Below are 23961 nucleotides of genomic sequence, written 5' to 3' on the forward strand. Positions count from 1 at the left end.
GTCGCCGAATTTCATGCAGGAGCAAACTTAAAGCCCGACAACGCGAACTTCGCAAGTGCTCCAGCGACATCGCTCGAATACGCGAAAGGGCCCGGCAGCGGTCAAGCTGCCGGGCCCCATTTTCCGTAAAGGCCGCGCCGCGTCCCGCGCCGGCCGATTGACGTTCCGAGGGTCGCGTTCCACGCTGCGGGAAACCCTCCTTAGCGAAGCCGTTTTCGCCAATAGAGCGTATGCGCCCAGGCCCAGGGCACCTCGGGCTCGAAGAGCCGATACCCCGCCCGGATGAAATTGTTGGCAGATGCCGGATTGTCCGTCGTATCGGAGACGATGCTGTCCCATCCGACGCGCCGTCCCCTCGCCTCGATCGCTCGCATCAGCCTGCGCTGAAGACCGCGCCCCCAATGACGTTGCAAGACACCGACCCGGCAGAAATATCCACTGTTTCGCGCATGGGTCGACGGCACAACGCCGGCAAAAGCGACGGCCGCATCATTGTGATAGGCGAGCCACCACACACCCCTCTCGAATTGCGGCAACGAAGCCCCGTTGAGGAATGTCAGCCGGTGCAGATCGCCGAGCGTCTCGGCGATCTCGTCATCCTCGGTATCTACGGTACGAATGCTGTACATGGGATAGCCCGGTAGCGAAGATTCTCCTGGACGCGAAGGACGTCCACCTTTGTCGCCGCTCGCGTTCACTTGCCCAACATGACTTTGACACCGAGCCAAACCGCCCCGACCAAACCGGTGACGATGACCGTGATCACGGCCTTGAACGTGTAGCTCTGCGCCTGCTCCACACTCTTGCGCCAACGCCGCAAGTGCTGGAAGTCCGCCCGGACTTCTTTCCGGTCGTCATCCTCGATTCCAAAAGAGGCCAGCACCGACGCAACCGCCTTCAATACGATGGCATCGATGCTGTCCTGCTGGAGCCTGTATTGTTCGGCCAGCGTCTCGGCGACGATGGCCTTGATTTCCTCGTCCGGCACCTTCACCGCTTCATGATCCTTGCAACGTTCTCGAAGCCACGCTTGGCGAAGTAGAAGGAGACCACAAGATTGGCCGTGATCGCGGCAAATCCCGCCAGGGCATCGGTGGAGCCAAAGCCAAGGACCTTGTCCCAGACCAGGAGTTTTGCGAAATAAAGCGCCACGCAATAGCCCATCAGCTTGTCCGGCTCGTACCAGTGACCGATCTCCGCGATGCGGTACTGCATGACGGCTTTGGTTTCGGCGGTTTGCGACGCGATCTCGCCCGCCGCCAGGTCCGCCGCGATCTTTGAGTCGACGTTCTCGGCCTTCAGCTTCGCGCTGTAGGCATCGATCAGTGCCTTGACGACAGGGCCGCCGAGAAACGAGATAAGCGTCATCCACATGGGTCTTTTCTCCGAATGGTTCGCAGGCGTGCGATGATCGTGACGACGGAAATCACCAGCAGGATTCGTCCCGTTGTCTTGACGTCGCCGACAGCCGCGCTGATCTGGTCCTTGACGCCTGGATCGCCCAGCGTGTCGGCGATGTCGTCGATGATCGAGGCCAGCGCGCCGGTGAGTGCGAGACAATAGCTCCAGGCGATGGTCATGGAGTGCAAGCAGGCCGCCTTCAATCTCGCGAGCATCACGATTTGGCCCGCAGCACAGCGAGTCTTGCCTCGAGTGACTTGATCAAGGCCTCGGTGCCAGTCACGAACCGAAGAACCGGATCTTTGCAAAACCAGCAGGCGGCGAAGCCGGCAGTGAAGAGGATGACATCGAGGATCGTCTGCATGTTCATGTCCTTCCGAAAATCGCTCTGACCAGGTTGACAACGAACGCGCCGATCGAGCCTTTCGACGGGTTCGTCAGTGAGGGCCCGGCTGAATCGCCGTCCGACGGGTTCTTTGCGCTCCTCGCTCCGGCAAACCTGATGCCGGGATCAAGCTCCATCAGAGCCATCAGGAGAGCCGCGCATCCCAGTTGCGGATCGACCTTGCTGGAGTCGTAAACGCCATCCCGGACATACTTGCCGGCGCGATATTGATTGGTGCCGGACCAGAGATAGGGCGACGGCACGCCACGGGCTGCGTACCCGACGCCGTTGTAGGTCTCGAGCGCGGTCAACGCTGCGGCGGTCGACCAGTCCTTGTGACGCGCCAGGAAGGGCGGACACTTGACCAACGCATCGATTGCAGCGGCCTCCCATGAATCGAACGGGCCACGCCCGGCCGGTACGTGAACCGACACGCGATTCCAGGGATCGCCCTGCGCCAGGGACGCCCTCCAGTCCTGGGAGGATTCTCGCTGGTGAATGACCGCAATCGCCGGCCAAGGCACGCCCGTTTCACGCTCGACAGCCTGGTATCGCTGCCTGGCCTTGTACAGGCGCAACGCAACATTGGCGGCTTCGGCAGTCCGGGTCGGCTTGGCATTCGCCCAGCGCATCGCATTCGCCCGGGTGAGGGCGTTCAGGTCTACCATGGGTTGACTCGCTTGGGGGGAGGAGTGGTATTCAGACGCAATGAGAAATATTCTGAAACAGAATGATGCATTGCGCCGGGCAGTTTATTGGGCTCAATTGAAGCGCGCCCGTGCGCAGTCAGACGAAGGCTCGATCCTTGATCGCCTGGTTGCCGATGCACCCAAAACATTCGTCGAGTTCGGGTTCCACCCCACCGAGTTTAATTGCATCTCGTTTTGCAAGCGCGATGACTGGCAAGGCGCTTTGATTGATGGGAGTGAGAAGCAAGTTTCCGATGCTCGTTTTTTATATCCGAAACGGATTCGTACGTTTCAGCGGTTTTTGACATTAGATAACATTGATATGGTCGGAGAGATTTTCCCGAAGGTTGGCGTTCTCTCCATCGACGTCGACGGCAATGACTACTGGTTCCTCGAACGATTGATCGGCATACAACCAACCATCATAGCGGTTGAGTACAATTCAACGTTCGGACTAGCCCCCATATCGACGCCGTATGATCCAGACTTCGATCGTCACAAGATGCACGCCCGCGGCTGGTACCATGGGGCGTCAATTACAGCCCTCGCCTCACTATGTGACAAGCACGGTTATGGTCTTGAAGCTGTTTCATCCGGAGGAACAAATTTGTTCTTCCGCAGGGGTGGCACGCTAGATCCCATTAGCGCATGGAAACCCAATATGTTTAGAGAGCAATTCTCCGGAATACCTCACGCCGACCAGTGGCATTCCGTAAAGGACCTGCCATTCGTGCATGTTTAGACGATGCGAATAAGCTTGTTCGCAATTATCGTCGGCTGCACGGTGCGATGGGCATTCCCACTGGTGTTATTCGACGTGACCGAAATTGAGTTGCTGCCTGTCGAAGTCAATGGCGCATTGGTGGGACCAGAATTTAGGACGATTGTGCCACCCCCGCCTGCGTTCGGGTATGATATGTACACAGCATTCTGCGTGACATTTGTCGACCCGCTCGACACGCTGATGCTTTGAGATGAGTTCACTGATGTAATGCCGGTTGGAAGCTGGGCTAAGGAAAGTGCTAGGCTTTCTGCACCACCAATTGCTCCAACGATTGCTGCGCTTGTGCCGAAATAAGTCGAGGTTAGGCGATTAGCTGCACTCCCTCCCATATCATCCTTACCGGCGATGATACGCCCGCGGAGATCGGGAATATTGAAGGTAGTTGACCCATCCCCCGTGCCGTAGGTGGTCCCAAGGAGAGAAAATAGGGTTGAATAGGTAGTCCGCGAAATCGCCTGCCCGTATGCCAGGACGAACGAACTGTTCGGCGCTGTCATTCCGAAGAAGTCGATGCAGGACCCGATCGGCACGTTGTAAGGATTGCCGAAAACGCCATGCAGGTAAAACACACCTTGAGCCGCATTATAAGTTGCGACATAGGGCGTGCCTGCGACCATGACGCCGGCCGCGAGCTCACTCGCGGGATCCGCGCGGATCGTCTTCGTACCGAGGCCGTCCACGTTCAAACTGACATTCGGAGACCCTGCGGTGTTCGTTATATGCGGCGTGAATGCGACGACCTGGCCGCTTAACTGCGAGAACGACTGGAAGACCTGATAGGTATTGACTGCGTAGGCCGTACTGGTGCCGGTCGTCACGATCGCGCCGGCAGTGTCATCGCGGTATTTGGCGATCGCCGCCATCATGCCTCGCGCGGAGTCGTTGACGCTCGACGGCGACTGCCCCTCCGCCCAGTTGATCGTCGAATCTGCCGTGGCGTCGGCGGAGGCCGTTTGGGACCATTTATAGAGAGTCATTTAGTATCCTTGATGTGAAGAGGCGACATCATGCGTCGGCATCGTATGCTTCTAAGGCAGTCGCTGATGCGCCGTCAGTCCGACGGCTTCGCCTCGCTGCTGCACAGCTCGATATATTGCGCGCAGCGACATGACGGCGACCGGGCCGTGAGGAGGTTTCGGATCACGCCTGCGGGCACGCCCGGGCTCTCGCCCGCGATGCTGGCGACACGCGCGTCGATGATACCGTCGATTTCAGCGCGCAGCTCCTCGATGCGTTCCTCAATCCTTGTCTGCCGCCGCTGCTTCGTTGCCATTGGTCTCTTCGTCCTTCGTTTGAGCCTCGAATGCCGCCAGCCTCTGACGAGCCGACGCAGCCTCGTTCTGAGCGCGCCGGAGCGCGCGTTCCCGCTGGGCTTCGTGCGAGGCGAGATGAACCTGGATGTCGTAGGGTAGTGTGCCGAACCGCTGCTTGAACGCCCCCGGCCAGGACCGTGGCGGCGGAATAGCGCCAATCGTGCTCATCGCGTTTGCCGCTGCGCCGCCCAGCGTGGGATCCGCCAAGCCGATCGACGCGTGCATCCGCGATATCTCGTTGACCGCCGGCCAGAGCCGGTCCATGCCAAGCGCCGCGCAGTCGGTGATGAAACGCGCAACCGATGCGGGCGTCGCCGGGCAGGCAGACACACCGTTCAGCTCACACCATTTGACGAACATCGGCGCATCACGACGTCGCGCCTGCGCGAGCGCTGTCAGCAGCGGATGGGTCATCGCTTGGCTTTGCGCAATGCCTCATGGAGGCTGCCCATGCGGCGGCGCAAATCGACAAGCTGAACACGCCTGCGCAAGCTATGAGGACTCGAATCGATCTCTCCGCCCAGTTCGGCGTCGAACCTCTCGAGCGCCGCCACGCGCTTCTTCAACCCGTAGAGCGCAAAATTCTCCGCGATCCGCTCGGGCGACATCGGCTCACCATAGAGATTCCCGCTGATGGACTCCGCGCGTTCAACGAAATTTCGATCGTCGTCGTTCATAGACATTATCCTGATTTTCGAGGCGCTCCCAAGAAGGGATGCCAGAGAGCGAGGGTGCCGCGGCCGCGCGTCTACGAGTTCGACGATGCAACGCGGCGGCTTTCTCGGAATGGAGAGCTCAGCGCGTTTTCCTTGCTTGATACAGAGCAACTGCATCCTTGAGATCGCCCGAGCTCGAAAGCCTGGCGCTGAGCACTCGAAGATCTTGCTGGTTGCGCTCACCTCGTCCGGCCGCCATGCCCGGCCTCTGCACCGGCGGCATCGCCTTTGCCGCGACGGTATCCCTCGCCTTCATCATCAAGCGATACTTGCCGGCGTCGTACATCATCCGCTGGAACGTCGCATTGCGCATCAGCGGCTCGCTGTCGAACAGGCGTCGCAGCTCCTCCGGCTCGATGCCGCTGGCTTTGGCCGACGCCATGATCTCCTGCGCCACAGCCTGCCTGACGTCTCTCGTCTCATCCTTGAGCAGCGTCTCCAGCCGGGCGTCCTCTGTCTTTGCAAAGGCCTGAAAGCTGCGCCGCGCGGCATCCGCCGTCCGACGCATTTCCTCATTCTGCCGGGCGCGCAGCTGCTCGCTACCCGCGACAATCGCCTGGATACGCGACAGCTTTGCGGGATCTTGCCGCGCGATTTGCGCGAGGGCTTCCGGAAGGCGTTCCGGCGCCAGCCCAACCAACTCCGGAAACTGACTGACGAAGCTCGCCTGTGCGACGCGCATGGCCGCGTCGAGACCCTCGGCATAGCTTCGCCGCGCGCGCTCCACCTCCCCCACCTTTTCCTCGAGCGCGAGGCGCACCTGCGGGTGCTGCAGGAGCTGGTCGATATCCGGATCGAGCTTGGTCGAACGTTCTCCCTCATCGCCCAACTCATCTGGCCGAACTGCGGGCTCACCGTCACGCGCGCCGCTCTCCTCGGGGCGATCAAAGCCGTAGAACTCGGACGCATCGGGGTCGTTGGCGGAAACCTCCGCGCGCAGCGCATCGATTCTTGCCGCAAGCGCCTCCGACGCCTCGCTCTCAGCCGACCGTCTGTCGCTGGCTGTTGCACTCGCATAATCTCGCGCGGCACGCCCGAGGGTCACGGCTTCGTACGCAGCGGCGGGTTTACCCTCTGCATCTGTGTATCGTCTGACGACGACCCCGGGCTGCAGATCGGGCCGCTGGTCAGCGGCCTCACGCAGGGACGCACTGTCACTGTCGATCGGATCACGTTCCTTCTCGTGATCAGGGTCAGGCATTTCGGCATAGCCCCCGCTGGCGAGGTCAAAGGCGGCACCTGTGAGGTCGGTATCTGGCACGGTGGTCATGACTACTTTCCAATGGCGAAGTTGAACTTGAACGGGCTCATGAGGTCGCTAATTCCGCCTGCCAGGGTCGCGAATTGATCGACGCCAGACTTCTCCTGCGTCCCGGTCGTCGTGCCATTGCTCTGAGTCCCGAGTTGGGCGATCGGCACGCCGATCTGCGCGAGCAAGTTCAGCGCCTGCACGGGAATGCCGCGTCGCTGTGCCTCCTCCGCCAGAGTAGCATTGGCTCCATAGTTCTGGGCATCAAGGGCCGATTGCGCTGCGGTCACGCCCTGGCCGCGATTGGCCAGATCGGTCTGCTGCATCTGAGTCAAAGTGTTGGCCGTCGTGTTGCCGGCGTTATACAGCGCATTTGTCGCAGCAAGCTGGTTCGCCACGTCCTGGTTATATTGCGCGGCGATCACCGGCGCCTCGGCAGCCGCAACGCCCCTTCCATAGGCCATCAGGTTGGCGCCGCTGAAATCACGGCCCGCGGCGGCGAACTGCGAGTTCACGTCATTGCCGACGTCCGACCGGATCTGCGCAAGCTGCGCCGCGAGCGCCGGATTTTTGCCGACCATGCTCCCGTTCGCATATGGCGTCAGCCAGTTGCGATAGGCCGCGAGGTTGTCCTGCACGTTGCTCGCCTGCGCGGTGGCGCCACCACCATTCAGCAGCGACTGTGCGTTGCCGGCGATCTGGCCCGCATAAGGATTACCCGCCGCGGCGTTGTTCTTCAGCGTATCGAGCGCCGAACTCTCCGCCGACGTCAGACCGGTGTTGTTGAGCCCCGTGCCGATCTGACCAAGCATCGTTTGCAGCGCCGGCTGCGCGGCAACCCAGGGCGCGGTCTGCGATTGCTGAGTTTGTGTAGAGGTGGATTGTCCGCCCATAGACGATGATTCCTTGAGTTTGAGTTCGCTCTTCGCAAGCGCGAATGCTGGTCGCACCGGAAAACGGCCAATGTGAAACTTTCAGTCGAACGGAAAGAAAATCGGCGGCTGGACGACCTTCTCTTTTGAAGGCGTCCCTCTCGCCAACTGAACCAGGTCTTGCGGTCGGGTCTGCAGCAGCGCGGCCAGTTGCCGCGAATTGAATGGCAGCGTCCGAACACGGCCGACATCTGCATCGACGGACCGCCACGGCCGGGCATCCATGAACGGGTCCAGCGTTTGCCCGTCGGGATTGAACACGGGCGGGTTTGCGCCATTCCGTCCGCGGGAAACGCGAGATTTCCCAAACAGCCAGTCGATCAACTCACGGCCGGTCTGAGCATGTTGCTCGTCCGATCTGGGCTGCAGCGGAAATGGGGTCGACGGCGGAATCCCGAATGGATCGGGAGGCAACGGCGGCGGCGACCAGGGAGGAGACGTCGGCGGAACTATTCTCCAATTGCGATCCACCCGCCCGGGCCGCGTCTGCGGCATCGCGCTTTCAACACCAGAACTGGGTATACGTACGTTCGGGTCTTTGAACCACTACCGGAAGCGCTTGTCGATGATCGCATAGGTCTCTTCGTATCCATCGAGAACGCGGCCCCAGCCCTTCCGTCCGAAAATTCGCACGCACCGGCAGCCCTCTGCCTCGGCGTAGTCTTCGATTCCGCGTATCAGAGATAGCCAGCGAGTCATGCCGGCACCGGCGCATGCCGTAATGACGCAGACCTTGCCCGCGTCGGTCTGCTCGAGACTTGTCGATGCCACGGCCTCGATGCCGAAGCCATTCCAGGCGATCCAGAGCAACGAGGCGCCGTCAAGAATGGCGCGCTCGATCGTGGTGAACTCCGCAAGCCCGGTCCTTGTGATCGCCCGCTTCAGGAGTGGAGCGGCAGATGACCATATCTCACGCACGCGTTTCGGATCGACACACACGAGTTGAGTGGAGGACAACAAATCAGACCCCGTGTTGAATGAATGTCACGCCTGCGTGGCCTGCTCCTTGAACATCGCATTCTCCAGCATCGTCCCTGGAGGCAGCCGAACCCGGCTTGAGAGAACGGACGCGCCTCAGGGCGTACAATCGTCGGCGTCGTCGCGCAGAGCGACCCGCAACGGCCCGATGCGCTGACCGACTGCAATTTCCATAACAAGCTTCCCGTCGGCGCCTTCCCAGCACATGATCCGGTTGATCGAGTGCGGTGCAGCCAGAACCACAATAGCGTAGTCGCCCCGCCATATGAGTCCCCATTCTGGGCTCCGCGTAACGCGCGCCCGCTGGAATTCCCAATTGCTCCTCAAGACGAAGGGAGCGATGAGCATCGTGCGGTGAACTCAGAAGGTTCATCCGCTGCGGCCTCACCGGTCGGATCCAGTGGGGGCTTCGAAAGGCGCACCTATGCGGAAGAAATGCCAGGCCGGGCCAGTCAAAATCACCTTCGCAGGTATTCAACCCGCCAGTCAGTGCCATGGATCAGGATCGCTGTACCCCGAAGGTACTTCAGCCATCGCTTGTTCGTACTCGCTCATCCGCCCGAGGTTCTTGAGGCACACTGCTCGGCTTAACCTGGCATCATTAAGGAAGAATGCGTCGTTCATCTCCAAGGATAGCTCCGCTAACTCGAGATAGATGGCTTGGGCTTCATCCCAGTAGTTCTGCTCCCTCAGCGCACATGCCACCATATAAGCACCAGCGAGAGTTCGCCGCTGTGCATTCGGACCGGATCCAAGCTGTCCGATTTTGGTCCGCAGCGCCTCCTCCACTCCGACCAATCGAGGGATCTGGTCTCTAGATACAGCCCCTCGATGCTCGCGAAGAAGGGCCTCAGCCTCGTCGTGCTGTTTGTCGAAAACCAGGGACGTGAACCTTTCTGCGACCGGGAATAATCGAATCTCCTTTGCCCACCTCGAACTGCTAGAGCGCAACCACCTTTGTCAGCAACACGATCCTACATAACCTCTTCTGGTGGTTCGTCAGCCAGACTATCGCCTGGACGTCTAGGAAGAAATTCGTTGTAGCGATCGAGGACGTTCTTCCGAATGAGGCCGGGCGGTGCCCGGTCAACGAAATCGCGCTCGCGACCGACATCTGGAATTTCCTTCACCAACTCAAGTGACATGATTTGCTCGAGTACGTCGGACAACTCGTCGCCGCGACGCAGCTTAAGCAGGATCCGAGCCTTATCGCCCATCGGTCCACTTCTTTGCTGTGCCGCTCTACGCAATCCTCGTCATCGTTGCCACGACGAACGCGGCCGTAACGAACCATCGGATAGATTCGTAGGACATCTTCCAGGGTGGGCCACCAATCCGGCAACTGAGGTTTTGGAAGTTGTCCAACGGGACCAATTGGGGGAAAAGGACGGGGCCGCACGAGTTGCCCGAATCCAGCCTCGACAGCTGTCTGTCTGGCGTTCGCCGCGCGATCCTCTGAGAGAGCTATCTCCGATTGGCGCCCTTCATTGGATCCGAAGGTGTCCGTGGAAGAAGCAGGCAGCGCATTTTCTCCTGCGCCAGTATCTCGCGATCGCAATGTCGAGACTGTCGATAGCTGCCTGAAATTGGGATCAACGACAGTCGGTGACATCTCTTTGCCGGCAGCGCGAAACGGACTTGCGACGGCGTCCGCTCTCCTGGGGAAAGGCCTCTGCAAACAAAACCGCCGGAGCAGAAGCGGTCCTCGCATTGGCCGGGCGTACCAGCGTTGTCGCGTCATGCGAGGGATAAAAATTGCGCCAGATCCCTCGTATCGCGATACGATTGAGGGCCGAAGTGAGAGTCGAGAACATTTGGGTTGGCCATGAATTATCCCTTCTGCATTTGGATTTCGTGACAATGATGAATGAGAGCAGACGCAGATCTTCATTGCGTCGACACGCTTTTGCATTGCCGACGACGTTCGAAGGTCGAATTACTCAGATGGATTCTGGAACTGGCTTGGCTTTACAGCCCTCAGCCCACCACCGCATACAAAAACACCCGCCCTGTCGTCGCGGAGTTCGCGTGCGTGATCGTGAACGAACCATTCGCGACGGCGCTGACGTACATCGTCCCGCTGCCGACCTCAGTCGCCGCATTCGCTGACGCCGGCACCAGGATCGGCACCGACCCCGCAGCGCAGTTCGCCGTCGTCACCGTCGTGCTCGAAGCGCCCGTCGCCAATGTCACGCTGCCGACTGCGTTCGACCGTCCCGCTGCGAGCTGCTGGATCGCGAGCACGATCTTCTTCAGGTCCGTTTCGGTGATGCCGGGAACGTAAGCCGTCATAGCGTGCCGTTGGGTGAGAGATCGGGAACGACGCCGGCGCAGAATGACCATGACGTCGCGGCCGGGATACGAACCTTGAAACGTGAGTAGCGGGTGTCGCGTCGGAGGTCGCAGCGACCGGTCCGCGCGTTGACCAGAACCTCCGCGCCCGGCGTTGCCACTGCGGCCGGCGTGTCGCGCCAGGACACCGAGCCGAACAGCGTTGCCGCATCGGTCACCGGGCGGAAGCCACGGATCGTGATGCGGTTCTCGTCGGTGCCCTGCTCCGGGCTCTCCAGCGTCGCCTCGAGACTCGGACCGCGGAAGAAGCCGAGCACGTGGGCGTTCGAGAACTGGGCGATCTCCGGCTGCACGGCGGTCGCGTAGGCGTCGAGGCTGAGCGTAAGCGCATCCAGCGACGACGAGATACTGTCGAGGTTTTCCAGCGTCAGTCCGGTCTGCGAGATGCCAAGCAGATACTCGCCGGTCACCGCGACCGGGAAAAAGCGATCAAGCAGGAAGTCGTAACCGAGCAACTTGTCGAAGGCACCGACTATCCCGGACACCGATTTGTAGGCCCAATAGACCCGCGTCGAGCGCGGGTCGGCGGCACCCATGAAGAGCTGAAGATTACCCTTGTCCAGGTCGGCGAGGAAGGTCCGATCGACCTTCTCGCGTCCGATCTGTTGTGGCACGCCGCCCGGCTCGATCTTGTGAAAGCCCTGGCCGGCGTAGAAGAAGATGCGTTCGCCGGCGCGAATGATCGAGTACGGCGCGTAGAGACCCTTGTCCTGAGTGATGCGATCGATCTGGAAGATGATCGGCGAGCCCGGCACATAGGACATGCGCCGGATCGCCTGGTCCTGGAAGACGATGCCGGACTCGCCGCCTGCGACGCCGCGGACGATGCCGCCATCCGGAAAGTCCTGGAAGTCGGACGACTTGATCCCGCTCGTCCAGCTGTCCGCGGCGTTGAAATTGTTCAGCCCGGACCACTGGATCCGGTACGGCGTCGACAGCAGCCCGGACAGCACCAGAAAGCGCCCGACCACGCTGATATAGGCCGCCTGCGGCGGTGTCCCCTGCGCATCGGCAAAGGCCGTCGACGATGAGAGGTCGAAGACCTGCAACACCGCGTTCGCCTGTGTTGCGAACACGAAGTTTCCGGTCTGCGCGAATTGCCATTGCGCAGTCTGAGACAGCGCGGAATAGGACAAACTGCCCTTGGATACATCGACCCAGGTGAAATCGATGTTGTTGAGCCGGTAGAGCTTGGTGCTCGTGCCGGCAAAGGTCACAACCGTACCGTCCGATTTCAGCGCATAGAACGCCCCCCGGCACGGGGCCGGAAGTGCCGACGTGTAGGCCGAGAAAGACGGAAACGGCCCGTAGCCGTCGCCACGCGGAATGACGTTGAGGATGTTGCGCGTAGCCTGCCCCTCATAGTCGCTGACGTCAGGGCGATACTCGCCATAGGAAAGGAGCGGCATTATTCGGTCGTCCATGGTTCAGGTTCAATCGAAGCAGCTATCCACACAGTCTCCGGCTGCACGTCAGCCGTCCACACGCTTGCAGGAGGCGCAGCGTCGCTCCAGCTTGGCGACGGTAGCGTCACCTCGGTCTGCCATGACATCGTGTCGAACGGTCGTCGGACCCACGCCTCGTGGTCGCGGTCGTAGGTCGAGCCACCGCCGGCCCAGACAAACGGGCCGGATCCCGAGGCCAACGACACGAGAAATGGGAGAGACCTCCCCAACGACAGAACCGCACCCGGCGAGGCAACGGCACGAACCGCCGCAGTCGTTCCGGCACCGGTCATCAGGAACGTGCCAGCAAGGCTGCTCTGCCTGGGTCCGAATGCAACTGCATTGCCGGTGACGGCAAAAGGCCCCGCACTCGCCGGCTCTGCGACCTTGAATCCGGCCGAGATCCCCGTTTCGAGGAAGACCGCGGCCGCCGCCGGCTCGGATGTCCCGAATGCGGCCGCTCGACCTGCAAACGCAATCGCACCTCGCACGGTCAAAAGCGCAAAATTGCCGTTGCCGGGCAGTTGAGCCAGCGCCCAGCGACCTAGCGCGTCGAAGCCGAGAAGGGACATGAGTTAGAACCGTTCAGGTGACAACGATATTCCGACATCACAGCCTCGCGTTGATCGCGTCGATCACCGTGTAGGCCTGCATCAAGCCGGCAGCCGCACTTTCCGACGACATGCTGGCATGCGCGATCCCCGCGCTGAACCCGCCAAGCTGAACGAAGGACGCCGGATCGTTCGCGCGGATATTTGTGCTGACGCCCGGCGCGACTTTACGCTGCACGGTCCAGGCAGACGTTCTCTTCGGAGCAAAGCCGATTGTCGACTGAAAGCGCTGGTTGCCGCCAGACGCATAGGCCTCGATACCCCACGGTACGAGCTGGTAGTAGCGTTGGCAGACAAGCAGCTCGCCTGCATAATCCGGGCACTGGAACGGCGGAGCCGCCCCGCCCTCGTAAAGTCCAGCGTCGAACAGCTCGAACACGTTTCCGCTGGTCGAAAAGATGTTCGCACCGGTGCTCTGCATCAAATAGACGTAGACGTACATTCCGTTGGTGTTGTCTTGCGCCCAGGTTCCCGACGTCGCACCGACAAATGTCACCGACTTGACGACGTCCGTGTTGACCTCGCCTGCGGCGACCGTGAACGATCCCGACAGCGTCGTATCCGTCGCGTTGTTCTGCAACAGACAAGAGAAAGTGCCGGCAACCGGAGCTTTCAAACCCAGCTGCAAGGTGACGGTCTTTGCGCTCGCCGTTCCGAATCTCAAGTCGGCGACACGAAAGCCCTCGATCTTCTGCTGGAGGAAGCAAACGCTGCCTCCCACCGTCGTCTGCGCCGCAGTCACCGTCACACGGATACGATGCGTCGAGCCGCCTGGCGTCGGTGAGGCGACTTGCGCGCAGCTATAGGCGCCGCCGGAAAGTGTGTGCTGGATATACCATTGATCGACCGGGTAATAGAGGTTGGAGCTGCCCGCACCTGTGCCGTTTTCCTGGCTGATCTGCATCCCGCCGTTGACGAGGTAGTTCTTCTTCGTCATGCCGAGATTGGCCCGCGCCTGCGCCATCTGCGTGCTGGTGAACGCGTTCGGCTCCTCGACCGAGATCAAATCCTCCTTCACGCCGACGATCGCCACATTCGGCGCCACAGTGAAATTGATCTTGGCGCCGGCGCCGCTTTGTCCAGCGGCTGAACCCGAACCCGACGAATTGTAGAGCGCGGTGGCGCGCGCAAACGATCCGCTCGCGGCCGTGTAGGTCCCCTCCGCGATCTCCCACTGGGTGAGGTCGCTGCTGATGGCGAGGAATTTGTACTTGCGGCCGTCGATCGCTCCGGCGAGCGCCGGCGACTGGCAACCGCCGACCGTCGACGCATAGACCCAGTCCGTCGTGCCGCCGGCCGCAGGGATGAACCGGCAATTGTTGAGAAACGCTGCCATGTCAGGTGATCGTCAAAATGCCGTTGGTCTGGTCGAGGTCGATCGTGAAGGTATTGCCATTGGTCAGCGTGATTGCCGTGCCGTAATCCCACCAGCCGATCAGCGGCTTGGTCGACGACGTCGAATTGTACAGCACCGCATATTGAAACGGACCAATTGAGCCGCCCGAAGCGGTCCACGCCGGATCGGTGCCCCCGACGAACTTGAACGTCCCGGTCGTTTGCGCGCCACTGATGGTGCCGACACTGTTGCCGCCCGCGGTATAGCCGTTGCCCGCCGCGAGATCCGCGGGCGTGTTGTAGACGGTGTTGCTGGCCACGGGCGCGGTGTTGGTCAGATAGACCTTGTAGACCTGCGCCGTGCCCGTCTTCATGTCGTGCAACGCATTTGCGACGTCCTGCACGAAGCAGTAGAATTTGTTGAAGCTCGCCATTATCGCCTCCTAAATGACCTGTCCGGAAATGCGCACTGTCATCGGCCCGGCATTGAAGGTCGACGTCAGTCCGAGATTGTTCAAATCCGCCAGCGCCGAGGCGAAGCCAAGCCCCCAGGTTTGGATGCGCGCGTCTTCCTTGATGTACGGTGCCGACTCGAGCAGCGCACCGTAGAGATAGACATCGGGCGCCATCGTCAGCAGCCAGTTGCTGCCATACGACGCGAGCGGCGGAACGCTCTGTCGATAGACCATTTCAATCGTGTAGGCCGCATCGGGAGTTGGCGCGAGTTCGAGTTCGTTGCCGAACACGGTGAAATAGCGCGGCTTCGCGGCGACATCGGACGTCGCGAAGCGGTATTCGTCCATCTGCGTCCCCGACTTGAACTCGAGGCACGGCTTCCCTGTCACGCTCGACAGCCGAACCCTGCGCATGGACTGGAAATCCGACGGCAGCGAGATGAATTCCGGCTCGCTCGAGCCGAGGTCGACCAGGGCGGTCGCGCGCTGCTCCATCTGCCGCACGAAGAGCTGTCGGTTGAATTTGGCTTCCGCGAGCTGGACGAAGGTTGGGATCCGCGCGACCAGGGTCGCATCCTGGTCGCGCGCGAGATATTCGATCACCGCGGTTTGCAGCGACGTGTAATCAACTATCTGGGGCATTTGAGCTCCGCTGACCAGCCGGCCTGCAATTTCGGCCGGTCGGTTCGCAAATAGGCCCATTCGGGATCGTCGAGCTTCCGCTGCACGATCATGTCGAATTCGGGCGTGAACAGCCGCAGCGAGGTGTTGCCCCTCGCATGCTCCTCGTTGAGCCATTGGACGTAGATGACGTTGGGGATGCGGGCGACGTGCCGCCCCCAGTCACCATGCTGCTCGTCCCGTCGCGCCTGCCTGTTCCATTCCAGGATCGGCGCGACGTCCTGGACGTGCTCGATCGCGAGCTCTCGGCCGTTGCTGTCGAGATGAGTCCTGATCAGGACGCCGTCCATCACGACATCTCCGTCACCCACAGCGTGCCGGCGGTCGCCGTGACCAGGCCATTGCTCGCGGCCTTCAACGCGGCGATGCGCTGGCCGGGACTGACCGTGATGTATTCGACGACGTTGGCGGGCAGATAGGGATCGGAGACGGTCGCAGTCTGCGCACCATCGCCGATCCGGTAGCAGCAGCCGGAATTGGCGACCAGGCGCAGCTGATAGGTTTCCGGTCCGAAGGCGTTTGTCGCACCGACGCTGCTGTCATACGCGACCGTCTGGGTGGGACCGACGCGCGAGGAATTCTGCTTGGAGAAGAACGGCATGTCAGGCGGTCCTCACTGAGATCGAAAAATGCATGGGGATCGTCGCGCCGGATGCGCCGGAGGGCGTCAGCACGATCACGTCGTCCTCGTTGAGATAGGTTGGGGACGGCGGCACGGCCGAAAACAGCTGGCCCGCGGCAGATCCAGCCTGCGTCACGGCGAACGTCGCCAGCGTCGTCGCATTGGCCGAAACGGTGATGGTGCCGTCCGCGGTCGTGATCGCGCCGCCCAAAATGCCGGCGACTTTCAGCACGCGGCAGCGAAAGGGAACACGAACATAGGTGGCAACGGGGCTCGCGCCGCAGGACGGCGTGTAGGCCGTGAGGTCGGCGGTGTTGAGGGTGCGATTGCCGGGAAGCGGCATCTTGGCTCTCCAAAAAGGAAAGGGCAGCCCGAAGGCTGCCCCGAGGGGTGGACAAGGGTTGAACGGATGATCCCGATCGCTCAGGAGGTGGTGTTGTCGAACACGCCGCCGGAGGCCTTTTCGTTGCGGGCGACCAGCGCGTATTCGGCCAGGATCTGCCTGCGATCGGAGTCGCCGGTCTTGGCGAGCGGGATCGAGATCATGTTGCGGCCGTTGAGATAGGCCACCGCCCATTTGTCGAGCTCGAGCACCAGGACGTCACGCGGACGCTGGAAGCGGTTGGCCACCACCTTGAGCTTGCCGAAATCGGATTCATACGCATCGACGGACGCGACGATCTTCTTCGACTTCGACTCCTCGATCGCGGTGGACCGGCCGGTGAAGGTCGAGAACACCTGCTTGTTGAAGGCCCCGGTCATGATCGTGCCGGGCTTGCCGCCATTGGTCCAGATCGAGGACAGCACGGTCTTCAGGCGCACCTCGGTGAAGGCGAGCTGAGTGCCGTCCGTTCGCGTCCCGGTGCCGTCCGCCGCCGCCGGGTCCGCCGCACCGCCGGCCGTTCCCTTCGAGGTGTTCGAAACGACCCAGGAAAGGACGGAAGCGGTCTTCCGCGCGGTCGTGGTGTTGCCGACGACCTTGGCCTGGTTGGCGCCGCACAGGATGGTTTCGAGGTCACGCTTGAGCTCGAGGCCTTTCAGCATCTCCTGATAGGCGAGCTCGTTGTCGCGGCCGGCATGGTCCACCGCCTGTTGCGTGCCCGAAACCCGCGCGACCTTGTAGGAGATCTGGCAGAGATTGCCGAGGCGAACGGTCGGCGTGGTCGTGTTGGTGTTGGGATCGTCGCCCTCGAGCTGGGCGTTGTTGGCGTCCGCGCCGGCGAGCGCCTGCGTCTGCCATTCGTGATTGACGGCAGTCGCCTTCTCCTTGTCGACGCCGCTCATGAAAGGCGTGTCGACGGGATCGATGCGATAAATCATGTCGCTGAGATCTTCGCGGTTACCCACCGCGGAGTAGGTGACGAAGGTGGAAGTCGGTAGGGTCATCTGGGTTTCCCGATGAAGGCCGATTGCATCGCGTGAAGCGCAGGAATTTCCTGCATGGCTGCATGCAAAGGCACAGGTGTTTCTGGTTGCAACGTTGCGATCTCGCTGATCCGATGGCGCGGAAATGATTTCCGGTTCGATATGGCGAGCCTAGCTGCCGGGAACCTGCGCTATCCGCGCAAGGGCGGCATCGACGTATGGAAACGTCGAGAAGTCTATGTGAAGCGGACGATCGCCATCCGCACCCGGTACGAACTCAGATAGCGTGCCGGCGCATCCGATGTGGCGGCCAGGCGGCCTGGTATCACGAAACTCCGGAAGAGCGAGGCCGCGGCCTTGCCGCGGTATCAGCTTGGCCGTACACGCGTCAAACGCCGGATAAGCGACTTGTCTTGAGAGGGACCGTCTGCCGCCAGCTCGTACGCCGGAGACGCAAGCGCGGCCGTGGTGACGGACGGCGGGGATGCCGCGCCAGCATCGAGAACGGACATTTGGGGTCCATCGGCATTCGGCCGCGGCTCTTGCGGTGCTGCCGGAGGTACGACTTGGCTCATGGGGGCGCATGCCCGCAGTGCGTCGGCAATCGAATCATTGACATGCTGCTCGATTGCCTTCGAACTCGGGTCAGGAATATCAAACCTGGTCAGGGCGGTTCGGAGCGCCTTCTGCACCGCATTGCTGAGCACTGATCGATCGATGCGACATAGATCCTTATCGTTCAGAAACTGGATGCTATGGTTGGAAAAGCGAGGGTGCTGATAGTACGGGCTGTTCGGATCGTAAAATTCTCCCTTGGGGTCGCGATAGGCCTCCGCAGTGCCAGCTACCCGCGCACCATTTTCGTCCGTGACGTCGAAGGTCTCGATAGGCAATATGATTCCTTTCATCCGGCGTCCTCCGCCGGAAGTTGACAATCCACTCTCGTCGGAAGATTAGTCGGACGCTTTGCAAGCCGGCGGCAGCAAGACGTACAGGCCTTTCGGGCCGTCCGGACTGAAGCGTGCAGTGGTCGCGATGTCCTCGTCACGGCTCAGTTCAAGTACCTGCCGGCAAAATTCGGAGTAACTCGCACTCTCGACCTTCCCGAACGCCAGCGTGAGCCAGATCTCGCCAAATTTATCGGAAGTCTGGCACGACGCACGCGCGATTGCGCCGTAGCCGTCGCCTAGAGCCGCCGGATCCTGCTTGTTGCAGGCAAAGCGCCGCTTCACTCTTTCATCGACGATGGACGACCCTTGTTTTGCCAGGAACAGCGCGATCAGAGCAGGAACCCCAACGCGGTCGCCGTCGAAGGTCAGCACGCCGGCAGGCGTCCGGGGCGACGCCAGCGACGTGACGAGTCGCAGGACCATTGGGTCCGGCACGGGAAGCTCCAGCGCCTCCAGCAGCCGCTTCGATCCATGGAGGGTAAATCTGCCCAACCTGCGATTGCGCTCGAGCCAGCGCGTAAAATCGTCGAAAGACGTGGCGGCGATTGCATCCGCGTCGATGGAATGCATCTGATGAAGCGGCGAATGCTTGCGGTAGATTGCCAGAAGCGCCAATCGTTCCGCAGCGCCGTCCGCGCGATGCAAATCCTTCGGGTTCGGCTCTGACCACTCTCGCGACATGCGCGCCTCAAAGGCGCGTGCGGCAATGAAATCGGACTCGGCGACGTCCTCGCGCAGGAGATAGTTGACCGCTGCGCGCAAGCACTTGACCAGCATGGCGGGATTCTCGTGACGCCCCGCCAATCCGAACTCGCCAAAGACGAATTCAAGCTGGATCAGAAGATGGAGGTCGCACGTCGCGACGTCGGGTAGCCGGCGAGTCCCGAGCACCATCGAACTCAATATCGACTGATTGATATACTGTTCGCGGAGCGATATTTCGGGCGACATCGCGAGACTGACAATCAGCAAGCCGTCGTGAGTGCCATCGCGAGACGAAGCGGGCCGGCTCGTCAGCGCGAGCAGCATGCCGACGAGACCGACGCAAGCCAATTTCCGGATGAGCATACGATTCGTCACCTGGTTTCGGACCGGATCTGTGAGCGCACGAGCGCCAATGCATCGTCGCAAACGATCATCTTGACTCCCGGCGCGACGCCAATCGGCGAACTTCAGACCAGTTACCGAAGCGATCTTGGAAAGTGGCCGGCTCTCCCTCCGACAACGGATCACGACCCACGGCCATATGTGGATTGGCCCGCCATTCGCCACAGAACACACAAGGAACGCTATTCATTACTCTCGCTCTCGTTGCAACAACTAAATGATCCCGAACCGCTTCCGCCGCTCCGCCGCTTCCGCAAGCTCCTTTAGTTCGGCCCGCGCCAGCTTGCCGTTAGCGGCGACGCCCGCGAGATGATCGCGCACCTTGCCGACGATGTTGATGGCGAGGAAGAGCTTTTCGCGACCGGCGGCGTCGTCCACAGTGGTGGCGCGCCAGGCCGCGATGTAGCTCTTCTCAAGCGCGTCGAACGCCTCGTTCAGGATTTCATCATCGAGCAATGCCTCGGCGCGCACTGCCCTTGCCGCCGCCCGCTCCAGGGCGCTCTCGTCAGACATGGCTCCCCTCCCCGTTGTTCGACCGCGCTTTCATCCCGTGACGTGTCGCGGATGCAGCGAGATCGAGTGCGGCTTCGGTCACATCCATCCGATGCTGTTCCTGCGCATGCTGGAGCTTCTGCTCGTGGCCGAGCGCCTTCAAGTGCGCGTCGAGCACCGCGATCTTCGCGTCGAGGCCCGCCCTGATCCTGGCGATCTCGATCTCGGCCTGCATCTTCACCTGCTGGTGGATCGCATCGGCCTGTGCCTTCTCGCGCTCGATCTGCACCTTGTGCGCGGCGGCAAGCTGCTCGGCCTGAACGCGCGCCTGGAGCGCCAATAGTTTCGGATCGGGCGGCGGCTGTGGCGGCGCCGGCGGCGGATGCAGCAACTGCCCGGTCTGGGGATTGACGGCCATCGGATCGTTGAAGAACTGGTCCGGATTCCTGTGCCCCATGATCCGCGTCAGCTCGGCCGCCGTGTTGTAGAGCTGGCGGTCGCCGACCAAATTGATCTTGCCGCCGGCGAGCAGCTCCTTCTGCACGTTGGCGATCGCCATGGTCTGGGCGAACTGCTGCGCCTTGCCGCCGGCGCCGAGGCCGACATTGATGGTCATGTCGTCGCGTGTCTTCCAGTTGCGCGGGTTGACGTCGACCCAGGCATTGCGCAGCCGCACCGTCTCCTCGCGCTGACCATGCTTGCGGATCGTGCCGTGCAGCAGCGCAAAGATGTCGCGCACGCCTTCGGCCATGATGCGTGCGATCAGCTTGATCCGCATCTGCGAGGCCGAGAACACCTGCGCGACCGCGGTCGCCGACTGGTTCTGCAAGGCATTGGCGTCGATGCCCTGCGTCTGCTTGCCAAGACCAGTGCGGATCTCGAGCTCGGCGTCGATATACTGCAGCATCGGGTAGATCGACGTGGTGATGTCAGGCACCACCTGCCAGTTCAGCCCGCCGGCCGTCTTGGTGCGCACCACCCCGCCCGGCCGTGACACCAGAAGATCGTCCAGCGTGTTCGGCCCGGCATTCTGCTCGGCGACCTCGACGCGTGGATTGTTGTGCAGGTAGAGATTATCGAGCGCGCCGCGCTTCAGCGCCGTCTTCTCGCGTTGCAGCGGCATCACGAGGTCGGCGATCGAGCGACCGAAGAAGCGATGGGTCACCGGCACCGGTGTGGTCGCCGCAAACGGCATCTCGTCGAATGGCGTGATGCAGTCCTTGCCGTCCTTGCGCAGGATCTCGGCCTGGTCGCCGCCGGTGATCACCTGGTAGAGGCAGGGACGGCCCGTCCCTTCGAAATCCATCCGAACATAGTGCTCTGTGATGCGCACCAGCCGCGCCGCCGAATTGGCGCTGCCGCCGCCAGCCGTCGCGGACAAGTGCTCTTCCACGGTATCGCGCGCCAGCGTCTCGATCTCGGTCGTGCCGGCATGCGGCCGCAGCGCCCGTATCTGGCCGGCGTCAAAGCCTTCAGCGATCAACTGCGCCTCGGTCCTGGTGACGACCTCGTGGAAACAATAATTGCAATCGCGGATGCTGCGCGCACCGCGCTCGATGCCGAATTCTTCGGGCGGCACGCCCATCACCCGCGCCTGCGCGAGCTTGCGCGTGGTGACGATGGTGACGTCGTGCGTGACGAGAGAGCCCATCGGCGCAAGCGGCACCGGGGCTAGCAAGGGAATGGGCATGTGTGATTGAGCTTTCAGTTCGGTATGCGGGCGCCCGACGCTGGGCAGAAATCGCGCTAGTCGGCGTTGTGCGCATATCATGCGGCTGCCAGTCGCGCGCGTTGGTCTGATCTCGAGAGAAAACACCTCGCGACCACCGCCCGAACTTGGCCGCATCAGGCGCGACAGTCGTCGTCTGCACAATGCAAAACTCGCTGTTTGCGACCCACTCATTCCTGTCGCAGGAGCGGCCGGATCCAGCGTGCGAACCATTCCTCCGCTTCGTTTCGGCTATCGCTACGATTCTCAAATTCCCAGATTGGCGGCGCAATGGAACGGTTCGGCTCATTCGCGAGCACTTCGTCAGCCGCGTTGGCCGGCGCATTTCCTGAAGTAAGCGCATAGCCCGAATTCGAAGCATTGACGCGTGTGAGACGTCGCACCTCCTCTGGAGGTGTTGCGCCCGCAGAACCGGGCGAAACGCGCAACGACCGCAAAGGGGCATGCAACGCCCCCGGATCGAACATCAATTGAGGAACGTTCGGCGGCCCAGAGCCGCGCGCGGGATGTGCAGCGCTCCCTGATATTGCCGGCTGACGACCTTCTCCCAGCGCATTCCAGCGGTCCTCAAACGAGGGGAGCACCCTGCCCGCCCCCGGAGCAACGCTGTCCCTCCAGTCACCGATGCCATTGCCGTCACCGATCGAACCGGTCCCTCCGCGTTCGGAAGGCATCAGCAAACTCGGAGCCGCGCGTGGCACGTCGAAGGAAGGCAGCGGCAGTCGCGGATCGGGCGCGGGCGCCGAGCGAGCCGGGACATGCGAGCGTACAACAGGATCCAATGGCGCTGGACCATTGGGGCCGCCAAGCGACGTAGGGCCTATGGCACGCGGGATGGCCCTGCCTGAAAGGTTCTGCGGCGGCACGACCACTGCAGAACCATTTGGCGTTCCGCCGGGGCCGAGCGGCGATCCCGCTGGATCGAGACCGCTCTGCTCGTGCGTGCTTGCATTAGGCGCATCTCCAGAGCCGGGCACACCGATGTTGAATTGACGCTGGATATCCTGAATATCCTTTGGGTCCAGCAACATGCTCCCCGCGCCTGGCGTCAGGAGCGCGCCGCCAGACACCGCCTGCTCAGACTGTCCCATGGCGGCAATCAACGTGCTCGCAACCGAATTGCTGTTTTGCCCGAGCCCCATCGATGGATAGTGGATGCTCCGCGCGTTTATCTTGTCCAGGACCGCTCTGCCGGCATTCCACATCTTCATGATCTCGGCCTGATCGCCGGAGGCCAACTCCGCCTGAGCAAAATCGGGCTGGTAAAAATGTCGGTCGGCATACCCTCTCAATTCATCCGACGGCAAATGTCCGATCGGTTTGGGACGTCCGTCTGCGCCCGTTGCGAGGCCGTGCAATTCTCCGATGGCCTTCCCATTCGGATCGATCAATACAAGAAAGTTGTGGCCGGCAAGTCCACCGAGAAGGGGATACTGCGCCTTGACAATGCGATATTGGCCCTCGGCCATGCTTCACCTGCTCATTCGTCGGGAACGTCGCGCCTGTAAGCTTGCACGACGGCATCATGCGGCTTCGAATAGGAGAGCCGCACGTCGATGTGATAGACTGCTCTTATTCCGTAGTCGCGAGAACTGGGCCGGAGATATCGCTGGTCACTTCGAACCCAGTATTCGCCCGAATAGCTGCACTCCTTGCTGGGGGCCGGGGCGCAGCGCAGACCAAGCGCTTCTGCATCGTCGCGCGAGATGCCCTTGGCAGACGTCTGCTCGATGATGAACTTTGTCGTCACCTGCTTCATACCGTCGGCTTCATAGTAGGCGTGGCTGCCAATGAACTTCGCCAGCTCGCCTTCGCCCAGCCCCTCCGTATTCAAGGTGATCCGAGGCCAGGGCCCGGCCCAGTAACATCCGGATGTCGCAAGGGCGGCTGCGAGCATCAGGACGCTCGCGATCGGACGTCTCGGCATTAAGTCAGCTTTTGCGGCAGGTATCGCTTGCATCCATCATATCTCTACTGACCACCGGATCTGTCGCACGCTCCGCGTATCGCGCTTGAAACGAAGCCAATCGCACCGGCTTCTGCGACAATTTTTAGCGTATCGGCGCTGAACCACAATCTATGATAGATCTAGAACATAAAGAGAACAACGTCAACAGTCCGGCGCAGCTGCGTGCCGCGTCGTCTCCTCAGGCGGCGCCACCGCAAGCAAGTGAACGGGCTCGTTCAATTTGTACGCCCAACGTCCGTGCAGGAGGAGTAGCGGAAGGGCGGCCTAGTAACTGCCGCTGCTGCGCATGTAGTCCTGGATCAGGCCCAGAAGTCCGCCGGCCGATGCTCGATCGGTGCTGGTAGAATCGATCGCTGCGGCGGCCGCGATCGGGCCTGCCAGGCTGCCGTTAGCGGCACTTT

The 23961-nt window shown here is 61.5% G+C and carries 33 protein-coding genes; 3 read left to right on the forward strand and 30 right to left on the reverse strand.

The features are described from left to right. Positions 1-200 precede the first annotated feature (200 nt). From PMI42_RS14300 to PMI42_RS14320, 6 genes are all read right to left on the reverse strand, one after another. The gene (locus PMI42_RS14300; protein ID WP_008135209.1) at positions 201-629 is read right to left on the reverse strand and encodes a GNAT family N-acetyltransferase; all 429 of its coding nucleotides are present in this window, start codon (positions 627-629) and stop codon (positions 201-203) included. Between the two features lie 65 nt (positions 630-694). Next, complete coding sequence (locus tag PMI42_RS14305) at positions 695-994, reverse strand: hypothetical protein (protein ID WP_008135210.1); 300 nt, start codon at positions 992-994, stop codon at positions 695-697. After that, entirely contained in the window at positions 991-1374 is a 384-nt protein-coding gene (locus PMI42_RS39145; protein ID WP_008135211.1) for a hypothetical protein, read from the reverse strand. Before PMI42_RS39145 ends, PMI42_RS14305 begins: the two co-directional genes overlap by 4 nt. Continuing rightward, entirely contained in the window at positions 1365-1616 is a 252-nt protein-coding gene (locus PMI42_RS14315) for a hypothetical protein (RefSeq protein ID WP_008135212.1), read from the reverse strand. The genes PMI42_RS39145 and PMI42_RS14315 overlap by 10 nt, the downstream gene beginning before the upstream one ends. Beyond that, positions 1616-1765, reverse strand: a complete 150-nt coding sequence (locus PMI42_RS40040) for a hypothetical protein (protein WP_008135213.1) — start codon at positions 1763-1765, stop codon at positions 1616-1618. Before PMI42_RS40040 ends, PMI42_RS14315 begins: the two co-directional genes overlap by 1 nt. 2 nt (positions 1766-1767) lie before the next feature. Further along, positions 1768-2454 (reverse strand): hypothetical protein, encoded by a 687-nt coding sequence (locus PMI42_RS14320; protein WP_008135214.1) that lies wholly within the window; start codon positions 2452-2454, stop codon positions 1768-1770. Between the two features lie 40 nt (positions 2455-2494). Between PMI42_RS14320 and PMI42_RS14325 the strand changes: the two genes are divergently transcribed. Beyond that, complete coding sequence (locus tag PMI42_RS14325; protein ID WP_008135216.1) at positions 2495-3217, forward strand: hypothetical protein; 723 nt, start codon at positions 2495-2497, stop codon at positions 3215-3217. Here the strand turns inward: PMI42_RS14325 and PMI42_RS14330 are convergent. The 9 genes from PMI42_RS14330 to PMI42_RS14380 all read right to left on the reverse strand — a co-directional run bounded on the left by PMI42_RS14330 (position 3214) and on the right by PMI42_RS14380 (position 9664). Then, positions 3214-4236 carry a tail fiber protein gene (locus tag PMI42_RS14330; RefSeq protein ID WP_008135218.1) on the reverse strand — a complete coding sequence of 341 codons (1023 nt, stop codon included), beginning with the start codon at positions 4234-4236 and terminating at the stop codon, positions 3214-3216. The genes PMI42_RS14325 and PMI42_RS14330 overlap by 4 nt on opposite strands. 74 nt (positions 4237-4310) lie before the next feature. Next, positions 4311-4532, reverse strand: a complete 222-nt coding sequence (locus tag PMI42_RS14335; RefSeq protein ID WP_008135220.1) for a hypothetical protein — start codon at positions 4530-4532, stop codon at positions 4311-4313. Continuing rightward, a complete protein-coding gene (locus PMI42_RS14340) occupies positions 4498-4986 on the reverse strand; it encodes a hypothetical protein (protein ID WP_008135222.1) in 489 nt (162 codons plus the stop codon). The genes PMI42_RS14335 and PMI42_RS14340 overlap by 35 nt, the downstream gene beginning before the upstream one ends. Beyond that, positions 4983-5249 carry a hypothetical protein gene (locus tag PMI42_RS14345; RefSeq protein ID WP_008135224.1) on the reverse strand — a complete coding sequence of 89 codons (267 nt, stop codon included), beginning with the start codon at positions 5247-5249 and terminating at the stop codon, positions 4983-4985. Before PMI42_RS14345 ends, PMI42_RS14340 begins: the two co-directional genes overlap by 4 nt. A gap of 118 nt (positions 5250-5367) precedes the next feature. After that, positions 5368-6558 (reverse strand): hypothetical protein, encoded by a 1191-nt coding sequence (locus PMI42_RS14350; protein ID WP_008135227.1) that lies wholly within the window; start codon positions 6556-6558, stop codon positions 5368-5370. 2 nt (positions 6559-6560) lie between these two features. Continuing rightward, the gene (locus PMI42_RS14355; protein WP_008135229.1) at positions 6561-7430 is read right to left on the reverse strand and encodes a hypothetical protein; all 870 of its coding nucleotides are present in this window, start codon (positions 7428-7430) and stop codon (positions 6561-6563) included. 81 nt (positions 7431-7511) lie between these two features. Then, a complete protein-coding gene (locus PMI42_RS14360; RefSeq protein ID WP_035965670.1) occupies positions 7512-7730 on the reverse strand; it encodes a hypothetical protein in 219 nt (72 codons plus the stop codon). 285 nt (positions 7731-8015) lie between these two features. Next, positions 8016-8426, reverse strand: a complete 411-nt coding sequence (locus PMI42_RS14365; protein ID WP_240535242.1) for a hypothetical protein — start codon at positions 8424-8426, stop codon at positions 8016-8018. 995 nt (positions 8427-9421) lie between these two features. Then, positions 9422-9664 (reverse strand): hypothetical protein, encoded by a 243-nt coding sequence (locus PMI42_RS14380; RefSeq protein WP_035965676.1) that lies wholly within the window; start codon positions 9662-9664, stop codon positions 9422-9424. 815 nt (positions 9665-10479) lie between these two features. Here PMI42_RS14380 and PMI42_RS39150 point away from each other — a divergent pair. Continuing rightward, positions 10480-10731 carry a hypothetical protein gene (locus PMI42_RS39150; RefSeq protein ID WP_035965678.1) on the forward strand — a complete coding sequence of 84 codons (252 nt, stop codon included), beginning with the start codon at positions 10480-10482 and terminating at the stop codon, positions 10729-10731. Between the two features lie 4 nt (positions 10732-10735). On the opposite strand, the gene PMI42_RS14390 is transcribed toward PMI42_RS39150, so the two are convergent. From PMI42_RS14390 to PMI42_RS14430, 9 genes are all read right to left on the reverse strand, one after another. Next, positions 10736-12208, reverse strand: a complete 1473-nt coding sequence (locus PMI42_RS14390) for a hypothetical protein (protein WP_008135237.1) — start codon at positions 12206-12208, stop codon at positions 10736-10738. Beyond that, positions 12208-12816 carry a hypothetical protein gene (locus PMI42_RS14395; protein WP_008135238.1) on the reverse strand — a complete coding sequence of 203 codons (609 nt, stop codon included), beginning with the start codon at positions 12814-12816 and terminating at the stop codon, positions 12208-12210. The genes PMI42_RS14390 and PMI42_RS14395 overlap by 1 nt, the downstream gene beginning before the upstream one ends. A 37-nt stretch (positions 12817-12853) precedes the next feature. Beyond that, the gene (locus tag PMI42_RS37470; RefSeq protein ID WP_008135239.1) at positions 12854-14191 is read right to left on the reverse strand and encodes a hypothetical protein; all 1338 of its coding nucleotides are present in this window, start codon (positions 14189-14191) and stop codon (positions 12854-12856) included. Position 14192: 1 nt separating this feature from the next. After that, the gene (locus PMI42_RS14405) at positions 14193-14624 is read right to left on the reverse strand and encodes a hypothetical protein (protein WP_008135240.1); all 432 of its coding nucleotides are present in this window, start codon (positions 14622-14624) and stop codon (positions 14193-14195) included. Positions 14625-14633: 9 nt separating this feature from the next. Then, on the reverse strand, positions 14634-15287 hold the full coding sequence (locus tag PMI42_RS14410; protein ID WP_008135241.1) for a phage adaptor protein: 654 nt from the start codon (positions 15285-15287) through the stop codon (positions 14634-14636). Next, a complete protein-coding gene (locus PMI42_RS14415) occupies positions 15275-15616 on the reverse strand; it encodes a hypothetical protein (protein WP_008135243.1) in 342 nt (113 codons plus the stop codon). Before PMI42_RS14415 ends, PMI42_RS14410 begins: the two co-directional genes overlap by 13 nt. After that, a complete protein-coding gene (locus PMI42_RS14420) occupies positions 15616-15927 on the reverse strand; it encodes a hypothetical protein (RefSeq protein WP_008135245.1) in 312 nt (103 codons plus the stop codon). Before PMI42_RS14420 ends, PMI42_RS14415 begins: the two co-directional genes overlap by 1 nt. A 1-nt stretch (position 15928) precedes the next feature. Beyond that, a complete protein-coding gene (locus PMI42_RS14425; protein ID WP_008135248.1) occupies positions 15929-16291 on the reverse strand; it encodes a hypothetical protein in 363 nt (120 codons plus the stop codon). An 80-nt stretch (positions 16292-16371) separates the two neighbouring features. Further along, positions 16372-17334, reverse strand: coding sequence for a DUF5309 domain-containing protein (locus PMI42_RS14430; protein ID WP_008135250.1), 963 nt, complete (start codon positions 17332-17334; stop codon positions 16372-16374). A 54-nt stretch (positions 17335-17388) separates the two neighbouring features. Here PMI42_RS14430 and PMI42_RS39155 point away from each other — a divergent pair, with 54 nt between their 5' ends. Continuing rightward, a complete protein-coding gene (locus PMI42_RS39155; RefSeq protein ID WP_008135252.1) occupies positions 17389-17598 on the forward strand; it encodes a hypothetical protein in 210 nt (69 codons plus the stop codon). Between the two features lie 83 nt (positions 17599-17681). On the opposite strand, the gene PMI42_RS14435 is transcribed toward PMI42_RS39155, so the two are convergent. From PMI42_RS14435 to PMI42_RS14455, 6 genes are all read right to left on the reverse strand, one after another. Further along, positions 17682-18221: a hypothetical protein gene (locus tag PMI42_RS14435; protein WP_008135253.1), complete on the reverse strand. Its 540-nt coding sequence runs from the start codon at positions 18219-18221 to the stop codon at positions 17682-17684. A 45-nt stretch (positions 18222-18266) separates the two neighbouring features. After that, positions 18267-19331, reverse strand: a complete 1065-nt coding sequence (locus PMI42_RS14440; RefSeq protein ID WP_008135256.1) for a hypothetical protein — start codon at positions 19329-19331, stop codon at positions 18267-18269. 252 nt (positions 19332-19583) lie between these two features. Beyond that, positions 19584-19883, reverse strand: a complete 300-nt coding sequence (locus PMI42_RS14445; RefSeq protein WP_008135258.1) for a hypothetical protein — start codon at positions 19881-19883, stop codon at positions 19584-19586. Next, positions 19876-21552, reverse strand: a complete 1677-nt coding sequence (locus tag PMI42_RS14450; protein ID WP_008135260.1) for a portal protein — start codon at positions 21550-21552, stop codon at positions 19876-19878. Before PMI42_RS14450 ends, PMI42_RS14445 begins: the two co-directional genes overlap by 8 nt. 209 nt (positions 21553-21761) lie before the next feature. Then, a complete protein-coding gene (locus PMI42_RS39160; RefSeq protein WP_008135261.1) occupies positions 21762-23060 on the reverse strand; it encodes a hypothetical protein in 1299 nt (432 codons plus the stop codon). An 11-nt stretch (positions 23061-23071) separates the two neighbouring features. Continuing rightward, on the reverse strand, positions 23072-23488 hold the full coding sequence (locus tag PMI42_RS14455; protein WP_008135262.1) for a hypothetical protein: 417 nt from the start codon (positions 23486-23488) through the stop codon (positions 23072-23074). Positions 23489-23961: the final 473 nt, after the last annotated feature.

The organism is Bradyrhizobium sp. YR681 (genome assembly GCF_000282615.1).
Classification (GTDB): Bacteria; Pseudomonadota; Alphaproteobacteria; order Rhizobiales; family Xanthobacteraceae; genus Bradyrhizobium.

Bases quoted from the DNA above. Each gene is read 5' to 3' on its own strand.
- PMI42_RS14345 (WP_008135224.1), bottom strand. From the start codon at position 5,249: ATGAACGACGACGATCGAAATTTCGTTGAACGCGCGGAGTCCATCAGC.
- PMI42_RS40040 (WP_008135213.1), bottom strand. From the start codon at position 1,765: ATGCAGACGATCCTCGATGTCATCCTCTTCACTGCCGGCTTCGCCGCC.
- PMI42_RS14325 (WP_008135216.1), top strand. From the start codon at position 2,495: ATGAGAAATATTCTGAAACAGAATGATGCATTGCGCCGGGCAGTTTAT.
- PMI42_RS14420 (WP_008135245.1), bottom strand. From the start codon at position 15,927: ATGCCGTTCTTCTCCAAGCAGAATTCCTCGCGCGTCGGTCCCACCCAG.
- PMI42_RS14320 (WP_008135214.1), bottom strand. From the start codon at position 2,454: ATGGTAGACCTGAACGCCCTCACCCGGGCGAATGCGATGCGCTGGGCG.
- PMI42_RS14350 (WP_008135227.1), bottom strand. From the start codon at position 6,558: ATGACCACCGTGCCAGATACCGACCTCACAGGTGCCGCCTTTGACCTC.
- PMI42_RS14430 (WP_008135250.1), bottom strand. From the start codon at position 17,334: ATGACCCTACCGACTTCCACCTTCGTCACCTACTCCGCGGTGGGTAAC.
- PMI42_RS14445 (WP_008135258.1), bottom strand. From the start codon at position 19,883: ATGTCTGACGAGAGCGCCCTGGAGCGGGCGGCGGCAAGGGCAGTGCGC.
- PMI42_RS39145 (WP_008135211.1), bottom strand. From the start codon at position 1,374: ATGTGGATGACGCTTATCTCGTTTCTCGGCGGCCCTGTCGTCAAGGCA.
- PMI42_RS14340 (WP_008135222.1), bottom strand. From the start codon at position 4,986: ATGACCCATCCGCTGCTGACAGCGCTCGCGCAGGCGCGACGTCGTGAT.
- PMI42_RS39155 (WP_008135252.1), top strand. From the start codon at position 17,389: ATGGCTGCATGCAAAGGCACAGGTGTTTCTGGTTGCAACGTTGCGATC.
- PMI42_RS14395 (WP_008135238.1), bottom strand. From the start codon at position 12,816: ATGTCCCTTCTCGGCTTCGACGCGCTAGGTCGCTGGGCGCTGGCTCAA.
- PMI42_RS14455 (WP_008135262.1), bottom strand. From the start codon at position 23,488: ATGCTCGCAGCCGCCCTTGCGACATCCGGATGTTACTGGGCCGGGCCC.
- PMI42_RS14335 (WP_008135220.1), bottom strand. From the start codon at position 4,532: ATGGCAACGAAGCAGCGGCGGCAGACAAGGATTGAGGAACGCATCGAG.
- PMI42_RS14425 (WP_008135248.1), bottom strand. From the start codon at position 16,291: ATGCCGCTTCCCGGCAATCGCACCCTCAACACCGCCGACCTCACGGCC.
- PMI42_RS14410 (WP_008135241.1), bottom strand. From the start codon at position 15,287: ATGCCCCAGATAGTTGATTACACGTCGCTGCAAACCGCGGTGATCGAA.
- PMI42_RS14355 (WP_008135229.1), bottom strand. From the start codon at position 7,430: ATGGGCGGACAATCCACCTCTACACAAACTCAGCAATCGCAGACCGCG.
- PMI42_RS14390 (WP_008135237.1), bottom strand. From the start codon at position 12,208: ATGCCGCTCCTTTCCTATGGCGAGTATCGCCCTGACGTCAGCGACTAT.
- PMI42_RS37470 (WP_008135239.1), bottom strand. From the start codon at position 14,191: ATGGCAGCGTTTCTCAACAATTGCCGGTTCATCCCTGCGGCCGGCGGC.
- PMI42_RS39160 (WP_008135261.1), bottom strand. From the start codon at position 23,060: ATGGCCGAGGGCCAATATCGCATTGTCAAGGCGCAGTATCCCCTTCTC.
- PMI42_RS14435 (WP_008135253.1), bottom strand. From the start codon at position 18,221: ATGAAAGGAATCATATTGCCTATCGAGACCTTCGACGTCACGGACGAA.
- PMI42_RS14315 (WP_008135212.1), bottom strand. From the start codon at position 1,616: ATGCTCGCGAGATTGAAGGCGGCCTGCTTGCACTCCATGACCATCGCC.
- PMI42_RS14415 (WP_008135243.1), bottom strand. From the start codon at position 15,616: ATGGACGGCGTCCTGATCAGGACTCATCTCGACAGCAACGGCCGAGAG.
- PMI42_RS14330 (WP_008135218.1), bottom strand. From the start codon at position 4,236: ATGACTCTCTATAAATGGTCCCAAACGGCCTCCGCCGACGCCACGGCA.
- PMI42_RS14405 (WP_008135240.1), bottom strand. From the start codon at position 14,624: ATGGCGAGCTTCAACAAATTCTACTGCTTCGTGCAGGACGTCGCAAAT.
- PMI42_RS14450 (WP_008135260.1), bottom strand. From the start codon at position 21,552: ATGCCCATTCCCTTGCTAGCCCCGGTGCCGCTTGCGCCGATGGGCTCT.
- PMI42_RS14380 (WP_035965676.1), bottom strand. From the start codon at position 9,664: ATGGGCGATAAGGCTCGGATCCTGCTTAAGCTGCGTCGCGGCGACGAG.
- PMI42_RS14300 (WP_008135209.1), bottom strand. From the start codon at position 629: ATGTACAGCATTCGTACCGTAGATACCGAGGATGACGAGATCGCCGAG.
- PMI42_RS14440 (WP_008135256.1), bottom strand. From the start codon at position 19,331: ATGCTCATCCGGAAATTGGCTTGCGTCGGTCTCGTCGGCATGCTGCTC.